11 protein-coding genes are annotated in these 13,490 nt (G+C 62.6%); 4 read left to right on the top strand and 7 right to left on the bottom strand.

The annotated features are described in order from the left end of the window. Nucleotides 1-93: 93 nt before the first annotated feature. A complete protein-coding gene (locus AC2FNY_RS09520) occupies nt 94-1,581 on the bottom strand; it encodes an ABC transporter substrate-binding protein (protein WP_496802296.1) in 1,488 nt (495 codons plus the stop codon). Between the two features lie 170 nt (nt 1,582-1,751). Here AC2FNY_RS09520 and panB point away from each other — a divergent pair, with 170 nt between their 5' ends. The 3 genes from panB to glpK all read left to right on the top strand — a co-directional run bounded on the left by panB (nt 1,752) and on the right by glpK (nt 4,994). Beyond that, a complete protein-coding gene (gene panB, locus AC2FNY_RS09515; RefSeq protein ID WP_496802295.1) occupies nt 1,752-2,591 on the top strand; it encodes a 3-methyl-2-oxobutanoate hydroxymethyltransferase in 840 nt (279 codons plus the stop codon). After that, a complete protein-coding gene (gene panC / locus AC2FNY_RS09510) occupies nt 2,588-3,445 on the top strand; it encodes a pantoate--beta-alanine ligase (protein WP_496802294.1) in 858 nt (285 codons plus the stop codon). Before panB ends, panC begins: the two co-directional genes overlap by 4 nt. 70 nt (nt 3,446-3,515) lie before the next feature. Further along, nucleotides 3,516-4,994 (top strand): glycerol kinase GlpK, encoded by a 1,479-nt coding sequence (gene glpK / locus AC2FNY_RS09505; protein WP_496802293.1) that lies wholly within the window; start codon nt 3,516-3,518, stop codon nt 4,992-4,994. Here glpK and AC2FNY_RS09500 read toward each other — a convergent pair. The 6 genes from AC2FNY_RS09500 to AC2FNY_RS09475 form a co-directional block, all read right to left on the bottom strand. Then, nucleotides 4,991-6,250 carry a flavin-dependent oxidoreductase gene (locus AC2FNY_RS09500; protein WP_496802292.1) on the bottom strand — a complete coding sequence of 420 codons (1,260 nt, stop codon included), beginning with the start codon at nt 6,248-6,250 and terminating at the stop codon, nt 4,991-4,993. The two genes, glpK and AC2FNY_RS09500, sit on opposite strands and share 4 nt — an antisense overlap. A 61-nt stretch (nt 6,251-6,311) precedes the next feature. Then, complete coding sequence (yaaA, locus tag AC2FNY_RS09495) at nt 6,312-7,082, bottom strand: peroxide stress protein YaaA (RefSeq protein ID WP_496802291.1); 771 nt, start codon at nt 7,080-7,082, stop codon at nt 6,312-6,314. 34 nt (nt 7,083-7,116) lie between these two features. After that, nucleotides 7,117-9,156 (bottom strand): DNA helicase RecQ, encoded by a 2,040-nt coding sequence (gene recQ / locus AC2FNY_RS09490; protein WP_496802290.1) that lies wholly within the window; start codon nt 9,154-9,156, stop codon nt 7,117-7,119. 395 nt (nt 9,157-9,551) lie between these two features. Next, nucleotides 9,552-10,775, bottom strand: coding sequence for a serine hydrolase domain-containing protein (locus AC2FNY_RS09485; protein ID WP_496802289.1), 1,224 nt, complete (start codon nt 10,773-10,775; stop codon nt 9,552-9,554). 18 nt (nt 10,776-10,793) lie between these two features. After that, nucleotides 10,794-11,378 carry a TetR/AcrR family transcriptional regulator gene (locus tag AC2FNY_RS09480; protein WP_234164985.1) on the bottom strand — a complete coding sequence of 195 codons (585 nt, stop codon included), beginning with the start codon at nt 11,376-11,378 and terminating at the stop codon, nt 10,794-10,796. 304 nt (nt 11,379-11,682) lie between these two features. Then, on the bottom strand, nt 11,683-11,970 hold the full coding sequence (locus AC2FNY_RS09475) for a YggT family protein (protein ID WP_234140336.1): 288 nt from the start codon (nt 11,968-11,970) through the stop codon (nt 11,683-11,685). Nucleotides 11,971-12,123: 153 nt separating this feature from the next. Between AC2FNY_RS09475 and AC2FNY_RS09470 the strand changes: the two genes are divergently transcribed. After that, nucleotides 12,124-13,488: an MFS transporter gene (locus AC2FNY_RS09470; RefSeq protein WP_496802288.1), complete on the top strand. Its 1,365-nt coding sequence runs from the start codon at nt 12,124-12,126 to the stop codon at nt 13,486-13,488. Nucleotides 13,489-13,490 lie beyond the last annotated feature (2 nt).

Genomic DNA, 13,490 nt, shown 5'->3' with positions numbered 1-13,490 from the left:
CCCATTCGGAAAAAAGACCCGCCACCGGAGCGGCGAGCCAGAAAATCGCAGATTTTCTGAACCATTTTCTGTGTCAGAAAATGGTCCCGCGCCCTATTCGGACCAGCTGATCGCCGATAGGTCGATGGCGGCGGTGGGGGCGTTTGCCCACAGGCCCTGCACGCCGACCTTGGCAACACCGGTTTTGGCAAGTTGGAACAGATAGCCGTTCACGTAATCTTCGGAGATGATCCTCTGAGCCTGTTGCAGCAGCTCGGTCCGCTTGTCCGGATCGGTGGTGGAGTTCAGCGTACCCATCAGCTCCTGGAAGGTCGCGTTGTCATACTGGAAATAATACTCAGGCCGGGCATAGATGCCGATATCCATCGGTTCGGTATGGCTGACGATGGTCAGGCCAAAGTTCTTGCCCTTGAACACGGTTTCCAGCCATTGCGCCCATTCGACATTGATGATCTCGGCCTTGATGCCGACCTCGGCCAGCTGGGCCGCAATGATCTCGCCGCCGCGCCGCGCGTAAGAGGGGGGCGGCAAGTGCAGCGTGGTTTCGAACCCATCCGGCAGACCGGCCTCGGCCAACAGTGCCTTGGCCTTGTCCGGGTCATAGGCAGAGTTGCCGGTCAGATCGACATAGGCCGGGTTGTGCGGTGCGAAATGCGTGCCGATCGGGGTGCCATATCCAAACATCGCCCCATCGATGATCGCCTGACGATCGATGGCATGGGCCATCGCCTGACGTACCTTGACGTTGTCAAAGGGCGCCTGCTTGTTGTTGGTCGACAGGATGGTTTCCCCCTCGGTCGACCCGATCAACACCTGGAACCGCGGATCCGCTTCGAATTGCGGCAGGTTTTCCGGCGCGGGGAACACGTCGAACACGTCCACATCCTCGGCCATCATTGCGGCGAAGGCGGCTGTGGGGTCCGAAATGAACTTGAACGTCGCTTGTGCGAGCGCCGGCTGGTGGCCCCAGTAACCGGTGTTGCGGTTCAGCACGATCTTGTCGCCCTGCACCCATTCGCCAAACGTATAGGGGCCGGTGCCCACCGGCGCGGTCTTGATGTTCTCGATGCTCTCGGGCGCCACGATCACCGCATCGCCCCAGGCCATGTTGAACAGGAAATTGCCGTTGGGTTCGGTCAGCGTCACCTTGACGGTCAGCGGATCGACCACATCAACGCTGTCGATCCCGGCGAACAGCGCCTTTTGCGCATTGGCGCTGTCTTCGGCGCGGGCGCGATCCAGGCTGAACTTGACGTCCTCGGCATCCATCGCCGAGCCGTCGTGGAAGGTCACGCCCTCGTGCAGCTTGAAGGTGTAGACGGTGCCATCCTCCGAGATCTCCCAGCTTTCGGCCAGGGCGGGGACGATCGATCCATCGCCCATAAAGCGGGTCAATCCCTCGAAAATATTCACATAGACCACCGAGTCGATGGCCTGCGCCGCAGCGCTGGTTGGGTCCAGATGCGGCGGCTCCAACTGCATTGCGATGGTGATGTCATCCTTGGCCCAGGCGGCCCCGGCGATCAAAGCGGCACTCAGCGCCAGACCAGAGACAAACCCCTGTTTTACAAACCGTTTCATTCCAACTCTCCCCGTTTGGTTTCGTCTGACGGGATCGTGACCCCGTCACGGCTTGCCTCACTGTTTCCGCAAATCCCGGGGCAATCAAGGAATTGTTGGCGCAATCGGGCTTTCGCTGCGGTTGCGAAATATCTATGCTGCGATGCAACATTTTCCGTGGAGGACTGGAAATGAGTGTGACTGCCCGCAAGACCGCCCCCAATGCCCAGGATATCCGGGCGCAAAAGGGGGGCGTGCCGCTGGTCAGCCTGACCGCCTATACCACGCCGATGGCGCGGCTGATGGATGGGCATTGCGATTTCGTGCTGGTGGGCGACAGCGTCGGCATGGTGCTGCATGGGCTCAGTTCCACCCTGGGTGTGACCATGGAGATGATGATCCTGCACGGGCAGGCGGTGGCGCGCGGGCTGGAACGCGCGATGCTGGTCATCGACATGCCATTCGGCAGCTACGAGGAGGGTCCGGCGCAGGCGTTCCGCAATGCTGCCCGGCTGATGGCCGAGACCGGCGCCGGCGCGGTCAAGCTGGAAGGCGGGGTCGAGATGGCCGAAACCATCCGGTTTCTGGTGAAGCGTGGCATTCCGGTGATGGCCCATATCGGGCTGACGCCGCAGTCGATCAACACATTGGGCGGCTACAAGGTACAGGGCCGCGACGATCAGGCCCAGGCGGTGCTGGCCGATGCGCATGCGGTAGCCGATGCGGGCGCGTTCTCGGTCGTGCTGGAGAAGGTGCCCGCGACGCTGGCCGACCAGATCACCGCCGAGGTGGCGATTCCCACCATCGGTATCGGGGCCTCGGCCGGGTGTGACGGACAGATATTGGTGGTGGATGACATGCTGGGCTTTTTCACCGCGTTCAAACCGAAATTTGTCAAACGCTATGCCGATCTGGGGCCAATGGCCGAGGCGGCGATTGCCGAATATGCGGCCGAGGTCCGCGCGCGCAGCTTTCCGGCGGCGGAACATGTGTTTGGCGATCAGGCACCTGTCAAAGGGGCCAAGGCATGAGCGCGCCGATCCTGCGCAAGCTGGCCTATCTGCGCGCCGCCACCGCCGGTTGGAAGCGCGCGGGCGAAAGCATCGGCGTGGTGCCCACGATGGGCGCCTTGCATGATGGTCACCTGTCGCTGGTCGCGGCGGCCAAGGCGGCTTGTGACCGGGTGGTGGTGACCATTTTCGTCAACCCGAAACAGTTCAACAGCCCCGAGGATCTGGCCAAATACCCCCGTACCGAAGAGGCCGACGCCGCGAAGCTGGCGCCCTATGGGGTCGATGCGATCTATGTGCCCGATCCCGACCAGATCTACCCCGAGGGGTTTGCCACCACCGTCTCGATTTCGGGCCTGACCGATGTGATGGAGGGGGCGTGCCGCCCCGGCCATTTCGACGGCGTGGCGACCGTGGTGGCGAAACTGTTCCTGCAAACCGCGGCCGACCGGGCCTATTTCGGCGAAAAGGATTACCAGCAGATGATGTTGGTGACCCGCATGGCGCAGGATCTGGATATCCCCATCACGGTGATTGGCTGTCCCACGGTGCGCGAGCCTTCGGGACTGGCGATGTCCTCACGCAACATGAGGCTCTCGGCTGACGGGCTGGAGCGAGCGGGTCGGCTCTATCCCGTCATGCGGCAGGTGGCCGAGAAGCTGGCGGCTGGCGCCTCATTTGGTGATCTGGTGCCCGCGGCGCGCGAGGCGCTGGGCGCCGCCGGTTTTGTCGATATCGAATATTTCGATCTGCGCGCAGCGGACAGTCTGCGCGCGCTTGACCGGTCCACCGAACCCGCGCGCCTGCTGGTGGCGGCCTGGCTCGACGGGGTGCGGCTGATCGACAATATCGTGGTTCCTCAACTAAACGATTAGTAGGGGCTTCCTGACACGCTGGAAATGCGGCTACAGTCCCGGGTCAAGAGACGATGACAGGGGGCAGAGAATGACCTTTATTCTGGCGATCGACCAGGGCACCACTTCGAGCCGGGCGATCCTGTTCGATGGCGAGATGCGGCGGGTGGCGACCGCTCAGCGTGAATTCACCCAGCATTTTCCCGAAGCGGGCTGGGTGGAACACGACGCCGAAGAGATCTGGCAAACCACGGTCGAGGTCTGCCGCGAAGTGATCTCTGCTCAGGGGATCGGGCCCGAGCAGATCGCCGGGATCGGCATCACCAACCAGCGCGAAACCACAGTGGTCTGGGACAAGGCCAGCGGTGCGCCCGTGCATCGCGCCATCGTCTGGCAGGACCGGCGCACCGCCGCCATCTGCGAGCGGTTGCGCAATGCGGGCTGCGAGGATGACTTTACCGCCCAGACCGGCCTGCTGCTCGATCCGTATTTCTCGGGCACCAAGGTGAAATGGATCCTCGACACCGTGCCGGGCGCGCGCGATCGGGCCGCGGCGGGAGAGCTGCTGTTTGGCACCATCGACTCGTTCCTGATCTGGCGGCTGACCGGCGGGCGGGTTCACGCGACCGATGCCACCAACGCCGCGCGGACGCTGATGTTCGACATCCATCAGGGGGAATGGAGCAAGGAGATCTGCGAGTTGCTCGACGTGCCGATGGCGATGCTGCCCGAGGTGCGCGACTGTGCTGCCGATTTCGGTATCACGGATCTGTTTGGCGGGCAGGTGCCGATCCTGGGCGTTGCCGGCGACCAGCAGGCGGCCACGATAGGGCAGGCCTGTTTCCAGCCCGGCATGATGAAATCCACCTATGGCACCGGTTGTTTCGCGCTGCTCAATACCGGGACACAGCCGGTCGCCTCGCAAAACCGGCTGCTGACGACCATTGCCTATCAGTTGGACGGCCAGCGGACCTATGCGCTGGAAGGGTCGATATTCATCGCCGGGGCGGCGGTGCAATGGCTGCGCGACGGGCTGGGGATCATCGAGACCGCGGCGCAAAGCGGTGAACTGGCCGCCCGCGCCGATCCGGCCCAGAACGTCATTCTTGTGCCCGCCTTCACCGGTCTTGGTGCCCCCTATTGGAAACCCGATTGCCGGGGCGCCATGTTCGGGCTGACGCGCAATTCGGGCCCTGCCGAGTTCTGCAAGGCGGCGCTGGAAAGCGTGGCCTATCAGACCCGCGACCTGTGGGAGGCGATGCAAGGCGATTGGGGCGCGGATGCGGATGTGATCCTGCGCGTCGATGGCGGCATGAGCGCGTCTGACTGGGCGATGCAGGGACTGGCCGACCGTCTGGGCGCGCCGGTGGACCGCCCGGTGATGCAGGAGACCACGGCGCTGGGCGCGGCTTGGCTGGCCGGGATGCGGGCGGGGCTTTATCCCGATCAGGCGGGCTTTGCCACGACCTGGGCGCTGGATGCCCGGTTCACCCCCAAGATGCCCGAGGGCAACCGCGAGGCCGCTTATCGCCGCTGGAAAGCGGCGGTTGCGGCGGCGATGACGGTCTAGGCTGTAACCCGAGCGCCTTCGGCGATGGTCCGGGGGCGCGCATTCAGCTCTTCGATCGAAAACCCGGCGATGGATTTGTACCTGGCCGCATGTGCGGCCAGATCCGCGTGGGGGATCACGGTGTCGATATCGTCGAAATCCCCGCCGCACAGATCCTCGACCCGTTGCAGCACCCCGTCCGGCCCCCCGCCCGCGCGATTGGCCTTGCCAACGGCGGTGGTCACCGGGCGGGTGTCGGCCTCATAGGCTTCCAGCGCCCTGGGCGTAATCCCATGCTCCAGCAGCCGGGCACCGATGATGCGGGCATCCAGAATCGCCTGACTGGCCCCGTTCGATCCCACCGGATAAGTGGGATGCGCCGCATCGCCCATCAGGGTCATCGAACCATTCGTCCAGCGGGGCAGCGGGTCGCGGTCGACCATCGGATATTCATAGACCACCTCGGCCCCCCGGATCAGTGCGGGAACGTCGATCCAGTCGAACCGCCAGTCCGCGAAATCGGGCAGGAAGTCACCGATATCGGCGGCACGGTTCCAATCCTCTTTCTTCCACGCGGCATCGAGGGGAAAGCGTTTCTCGGCGATCCAGTTCATTTCGACCATGCCGTCGCTATCCGGGTCCGAGATCGGATAGGAGACCAGCCGCAGATCGTCATGCCCGATCATCGCCATCGCACCGCCGCCGAAATAGGCGGGCGCCCGGGTGGTGGCACGCCACAAGACGCGTCCGTTCCAGATCGGCTCGCCCTCGTCCGGGTACATCTGCGCCCGAAGCGCCGAATGGATGCCATCGGCGGCGATCAGCAATCGCCCCTCGACCCGGCGCCCATCGCTCAGGATCAGAATGGCGCCCTCTGGCCCGGTTTCGAACCCGGTGGCACGAGCGCCCGTCACCACGCAATCTGCCCCGGCGCGTGCAACCAGCGCCTCATACAACATCATCTGCAAGGCGCCGCGATGCACCGAATATTGCGGCCAGGCATAACCGGCCCAGGTGCCACGCGGTTCTTCCCAGATGGTCTTGCCCAGTTTCGAATAGAACCCCAGTTGGCGCGTCCGCACCCCGATCCGGTCCAGCTCCGCCTCCAGCCCCAGATCCAGCAATTCGCGCACCGCATTGGGTTGCAGGTTGATCCCCACCCCCATGGGGCGCAGCACCGCCGTCGCCTCGTAGATGCGGAACGGCACCCCGATCTGGTGCAGCGTCAGCCCCAGGCTGAGCCCCGCGATACCGGCACCGGCGATCAATACGGTCATGGCCTTCTCCCTCTCTCGTGGCGACAGACTGCCCGGCGCCGCGCAAGAGGTCGAGAGAAAATCAGCCCTGATAGGGGCGCAGGAACACCGGCTTGTCGGGTTCGGACATCTCTGCGTTAAACTGGTATCCGCCGCTGTCGAATTCACACAGCGCTTGCGGATCGGTCAGACGGCGTTGCACGATATAGCGAGCCATCGCCCCGCGCGCCTTCTTGGCATAGAAACTCACGATCTTGGGCGCGCCGCCCTTGTCCTCCATGAACACCGGCGTGATCACCCGCAGTTTCAGCGCCTTGGGGTCCACGGCGCCGAAATATTCCTGGCTGGCGCAGTTGACCAGCACATCGGTGCCGATCGCATCCGCCTGCGCATTCAGCGTTCTGGACAGCTGATCGCCCCAATAGTCATAGAGAGAGGTCCCCCGACGCGTCTTCAACCGGCTGCCCATTTCCAGCCGATAGGCCTGGATCGCATCCAGCGGACGCAACAGGCCATAAAGCCCGGACAGGATGCGCAGATGCTGTTGCGCCCAGTCCATTTCCTCGGGGTCGAGCGAGGCCGCCTCGAGACCCTGATAGGTGTCCCCGGCAAAGGCCAGCGCGGCAGGGCGGGTCACATCAGCGCTAGGCGCATCGGCGAATTCGCGGAACCGGTCGCGGTTGAGCCGGGCCAGATCGTCGCTCAGCCCCATTAGTTTCTTGAGATCGCCCAGCGTCAGGTTGCGCGCGGTCTTGGCCAGCCGCACCGCATCGTCCTGAAAGGCGGGTTCGGTCGCCGCTATGTCACGTTCCGCCCAATCCAGCCGCTTGGCCGGAGAGATCACCACCAGCATGTCCTTGCCCCCTCGTCCTTGGTTTCGCACGTATCTAGGACGCCTGGCCCAGCACGTCCAGAAAGGCCTCACCAAAACGTTCCCAGCGCCGGTCGCCCAACAGCACCTCCAACCCGTGCCGGTCGTCGGGCCGCATCTGCGCCACCTTGGCCAGCTGCGATGCCGAACAGCTGAGCGGCTTGTCGATTCCGTCGGGGCCGCGCGCCAGATCGGCCTGCACCGCCAGCAGCCGGTCATAGATGTTGCCGGTCTGCCGACCGGCCAGCTTGCGGCGGGCGGGGTGCAGCGCTTCGGCGGCGCCGCCTACCACCTCCAGGAACAAGGCGCCGTAACGCTCCAGCTTCTTGGCGCCGATACCTCCGATCCGGGCCATCTGGTCCAGCGATGCGGGGCGCTTCTCGGCCATCTCGATCAGGGTGCGGTCGGGAAAGATCACATAGGCCGGGACCCGCGCCGCCTCGGCCAGAGCGCGGCGCTTGGCCTTGAGCGCGGACAGCAGCGGCGCGTCCTCGTCATTGACCATGGCCTTGACGGCCGGACGCCGCGCCGCCTTGCGCACCGTATCCTTGCGCAACTCGATTTCGGCCTCGCCGCGCAGGATCGGCAGCGCCGCCTCGGTCATCCGCAACGCGCCATGGCGTTCGGGATCGGGGCGCACCAGATCGCGGCCCATCATCTGACGAAAGATCGCCTGCCACTGGGCGCGGTTCCATTCGGTGCCAACGCCGTAGGTGGGCAACTGATCATGGCGGCGTTCGCGAATCTTGTCGGTCTGGTTGCCCAGCAGGATGTCGATCAGATGGGTCGCGCCGAACCATTCCTCGGTCCGCAGCATCGCCGACAGCGCCATACGCACGGCGGTGGTTCCATCAAAGCGCTCTGCCGGGCTGTCGCACAGATCGCATTTGCCGCAACTGACCTCGGTCTCGCCAAAGTAACCCAGCAGTGTCTGGCGGCGGCAGGTCAGCGCCTCGGCCAGCCCCAGAAGCGCGTTCAGACGGGCATGGTCGGCGGCGCGGCGTTCGGGCGGGGCCAGCCCCTCGTCGATCTGGCTGCGGCGCAGGCGTATGTCGTCGGGGCCGAACAGGGTCAGCGTCTCGGCCGGCCCGCCATCGCGCCCGGCGCGGCCGATCTCTTGATAATAGGCCTCGATGGATTTCGGCAGATCGGCATGGGCGACCCAACGGATATCCGGCTTGTCGATGCCCATGCCAAAGGCGACCGTCGCCACCACGATCAGCCCGTCCTCGCGGGCAAAGCGGGTCTCGACGATGCGGCGGTCCTCGGCCTCCATGCCGCCGTGATAGTGACAGGCGCTGTGGCCGTCCTCGCGCAGGGCCTGCGCCAGCGTCTCGGTCTTGGCGCGGGTGCCGCAATAGACGATGCCCGACTGGCCGCGCCGGGCGCCCGCGAAATCCAGGATCTGGCGGCGCGGGCTGTCCTTGGCGGCAAAGGCGAGGTGGATATTGGGCCGGTCGAACCCGCGCAGAAAGCTGCGCGGCGCTTTTCCGTCGAACAGTTTCGCGACGATCTCGGCCTGTGTCTCGGCATCCGCCGTGGCGGTGAAGGCGGCCAGCGGCACGCCCAACGCCCGGCGCAGCTCTCCGATGCGCAGGTAGTCGGGGCGGAAATCGTGGCCCCACTGGCTGACGCAATGGGCTTCGTCCACCGCGATCAGGCTCACCCCGATCCGCCGCAGCATCCCCATCGCCGCGCCCGAGGCGAGCCGTTCGGGGGCCATGTAAAGGAGCTTCAGCCGCCCCGCCTCCAGCGCCTCCCAGACAGCCTCGGTCTCTTCAGCTGTGTTGCCCGAGGTCAAGGCCCCCGCCTCGACACCCGCCTCCTGCAAGCCGCGCACCTGGTCGCGCATCAGGGCGATCAGCGGTGAGATCACCACCGTCACCCCGTCGCGCATCAGCGCCGGCAGTTGGAAACACAGCGACTTGCCGCCCCCCGTGGGCATGATCGCCAGCACGTTCTCGCCCTCGGCCACGGCCCGCGCGATCTCTTCCTGTCCGGGGCGGAAGGCGTCGAATCCAAACACATCTCGCAACAGCGGTGCGGCGTCGAACATCTTGAGGGTGGCCTGTCCTGATTTTTGCGCTTTGCTCTTTGGGACCACCTTACACGCGCAAAAGCGCCGGGAACAAGAGCACCGGCGCCCGTCTTCTTCTGTTCGAAAACATCTATCGTGTCACTTTGATCATGCGGTTTTCTGCAGCGCAGTCATTTGTCTTTCGCGCAGCGGATTCAACGATAGAGCCCAAAGTGCCTGATGCTGCGATCTGCCTGAATGTCCGCTGAGCATGCGCCAGAAAGGAAATTCTGGAGCGAAACTGTTACGTCATCACTGGCGCTCATGCGAGCCGTTCCGCTCCGTCGGGGTAGCAAGCGTTGTATCGGGCAAGCGGCGTTGAACCAAAACGGGTTGTCGGGCCTGAGTATTCGACACCCTGATTGTTGACCTGATTAGCTGTCCGGGCTCACATACTTGGCAATTGCCTGAAGCGCGACGACCATTTTCAGTTCAGTTTCTGGTTTCTCATTGTATTCGGGGTAAGCCGAGTTCATCGCGATTACCACGCCACGACCGGGGTTGATGTAGAGAAACTGCCCATAAATCCCAATAGCAGTGAAGTCGTTCCCATCGCGATCCACCGGAATCCACCACTGGTTCTTGTACCCCAGTACGAAGTCCGATTTGTCATGATTGCCTGCCTTGGATTGCGGTGTGTCCGTGGTGGTCGATTGGCGCAGCCAACTTTCGGACACTACCCGCTCACCGGTCATGGAGACACCGCCATTTAGTACCATCTGTCCCACACGGGCCAAGTCACGCAGCCGCAGGTTCGCTCCTCCGAAAGCCACCGGTTCGCCCTCTTGGTCAACGAGCATCTGCGCGTCCGCCTCTGCGCCGATCTTGCTCCAAAGCTTGTCTCGGAAGTAGTCAGCATATTTCTGACCGGTCGCTCGCCGTAGAACCCAAGCCAGAACCTGCGTTTCAATGCTGGCGTATTGGTTGTAACTGCCGGGTTCACGCTGACGGACGATGGTGGTCGAAAACTCGTCCAGGGACCCGCGCAGCATCGCCACGACGGTTTGAACGATATCCGAATCCAAATCGTCGTAATCCTCGACATACCGAATGCCCGAAGTCATATCGAGCACTTGCTGCACCGTAACTCCATCGTAGCCAGTTCCTTTCAGTTCCGGAACAAAATCGGTCACCTGAGCGTCCAGATCCGGCAAGTCGCCCTCGTCGCGCGCAATTCCGACCAGTATCGAGGTCAGCGACTTAGTCACGGACATTTCGATGTGACTTGTTTCAGCGGTGTTGCCGCGGGCATAAGCTTGGTGGATCAGCTTGCCATCACGCAATACAGCCATGCCAGTCCAGTGAAATTCTTCGAACAGATCAACCGTTGACAGGCTCTGGCCGTCATAGCTGTATGTCGCGGGAAAGATGTCCTCTTGTTGCACGTTCTCAAACTCGGCCACTGGCCCGGAACGTTCGATGGAGATGGAGGGATAAACCTTGTGGAGCGTCCGGAAATTCTGGTCGATAGCGTCCGGCTCAAAGATGGCAGCATAGGCCATCAGGGCGCGCACATCTTGAATCTTGCCCCAGAACACAGCTCCGCCGATCAGGGCCAGTGCCAAAGTGGCCAGGACCCCGCGTTTGATCCACTTCATGATGGTCTCCTTCGATTTTCAGGTTGATAAGTTTGGTCGAAGCAATTCTCGTGCGACATTGCGAATTGTATCGGGGTCCCTGGGAACAAAGCTGATATCTGAAAAGAAGGTGGCGCCGAAACCCATGGCAACAATCCCATAAGCACGGCGAAAGCGATCGTCGTCATCAGCACCGATCAGCTCCGAGCTCATGCGATCCACCAGTTCCTGACAGAGCCGTTGGTACAGTCCACGCAGACGTTCCTGAATGCGGCGATCCAATGCTGCGTAAGGCCAAAGCTCATCGACCATGACGCTTAGATTCTCGTCGCCCAGCAGCTCGTCCAACACGAGATCAAGGACCTGCTCGACACTCAGTTCATCCTGTTGGGAAGTTGTCAGCCCCTCTATCTTGGCTTCTCCTCGTTCGATCATGCGCTCGAACAGCAAAAGGATCAGATCAGTTTTGTTGCCAGCGAAGTAGCGTAGCAATGAGCGAGGCAGTTTCGCCTCTTGCGCCACTTTTGCCAGCGTCAATTGCGCCAAGCCATCCCGAAGAACCATGGTTTCAAGTGCGTCTAAGATTTGCGCCTTACGCTCTTCTTCCATCTTCGGACGCGCCATGAGAACCCCGCTCACCGTTTCCTGTCACTATGACAATAAACGAGATGCAATATTCTTGTCACTTTGACAAGATCAGATTCAAACGACCCTGCGTCACCGGTGCCTAACCAGCACGATGTGATATCGACGTACGCGTCCTCCGACGCGGCCATACTGATCTGAAAAGCGGACGTTGATCTGTTTATAGCGAAAATCCGCTCCGTCCCGCAACTTTGCTGTTTGCCTACGGTGCAGTGAAGGTTCGTAGTCGGTAAGGGGTGAATTGGCCATCAGGCCAAGAGGGGGCGGCACCCCCTCGCCGAACTCAATAGAACAGCGCCGCGTTGTTGATCAGCACTATCCGCAGCGCCATGATCGCCAGCAGCACCACAAGCGGGGTCAGGTCGAGCCCGCCCATCGGCGGCAGGATCCGGCGGATCGGGCCATAGATCGGCTCCAGCACCCGGTTCAGCCCGTACCAGATCTGCGCCACCAGTTGCTGGCGCGTGTTCAGCACTTGGAAGTTGATCAGCCAGCTCATGATCACATGCGCCAGGATGAAGAACCAGACCACATCCAGGATCAACATCAGGATTTGAAACAGCGACTGCATGGGGCCTCCTCGCGCACGAACCGCGAACAGACCTAAGAGCAGCAGGGCAAAGACGCAAGGGTTCAAGCGGGCCCGCACAGGAAAGACTTGCTTCGCCCCCGAGCCAGCCTTCATAACCGAACCAAACACAAACAAATCGAAACGGGGACAGGCATGGCGGATATCTCGGCGCGCAAGCGTATCTGGGGCTGGTATTTCTTTGACTGGGCCAGCCAGCCTTATCACACGCTACTGGTGACCTTTGTATTCAGCCCGTTCTTCGCCGCTGTAGCGGCGGATTATTTCATGGGTCAGGGGATGGCGGACGAGGCCGCCAAGGCGCAGGCGCAAGTGGTTTGGTCGCAATGCCTGACCATCACCGGGCTGATCATCGGTTTCGGCGCGCCTTTCCTGGGGGCGATGGCCGATATCTCGGGCCGCCGCATGACCTGGATCACCCTGTTCTGCGGCATGTATGTCGTGGGCGCCTGGGGCCTGTGGTACATGGATCCGACCGGCGGCAACCTGTGGTGGATGATGGCCAGTTTCGGCATCGGTTTCATCGGCGCCGAGTATGCGCTGATCTTCATCAACGCGCAGCTCCCCTCTCTCGGCACCAAAGAGGAAGTGGGCCAGATCTCGGGCTCGGGTTTCGCCTTTGGCTATCTCGGCGGCGTGGTGGCGCTGTTCATCATGCTGCTGCTCTTTGTCGAGCAGGGCAATGGCAAGACGCTGATCGGCCTCGATCCAATATTGGGACTCGACCCCGCGACCCGCGAGGGAACCCGCGCCGTTGGCCCGTTCACCGCGCTCTGGTTCGTGATCTTCATGATCCCCTATTTCCTCTGGGTGCGCGAACCCGGCGGCAGCGGCCGGCACGGCAGTTTCGGGCAGGCGGTGGCGCTGGTGGTGCAATCGGTCAAGAACCTGCGTCACCGGGGCAGCCTGGCGAGCTATCTGGCCTCGTCGATGTTCTATCGCGACGCGCTCAATGGGCTTTACGGCTTTGGCGGGGTCTATGCCCGGCTGGTGCTGGGGTGGGAGATCACGATGATCGGTGTGTTCGGCATCATCGCGGCCATTTCGGCGGCGGCGTTCAGCTGGCTGGGCGGGCTGGCCGATCGCAGGCTGGGGCCCAAGCCGGTCATCGTCGGCTCGATCCTGGTGCTGATCCTGGTCTGTGCCACCATCGTGGGCATGGACCGCACGCAGGTTTTCGGTATCCCGCTGGCCGAAGGTTCGAGCCTGCCCGATTTCGTCTTCTTCTTCTGCGGCGTGCTGATCGGCGGGTTCGGTGGTATCGTTCAGGCGGCCAGCCGGTCGATGATGGTGCGCCATACCGATCCCGCGACCCCAACCGAAAGCTTTGGTCTTTACGGTCTGTCGGGGCGCGCGACCGCGTTTCTTGCGCCTGCGTTGATCGGGGCGGCCACGGCGGCAACCGGGTCTGCGCGCTTGGGGGTTTCACCGGTCGTCGGCTTGTTTATTCTGGGACTGATCCTGTTGATTTGGGTGAATCCAAAAGGGGACCAGAAATAGTG

The sequence above is a fragment of the Ruegeria sp. BHSC223 genome, from assembly GCF_059613025.1.
The sequence above is the reverse complement of the archived record's forward strand: the minus strand, read 5'-3'. Positions and strand labels throughout refer to the sequence as shown.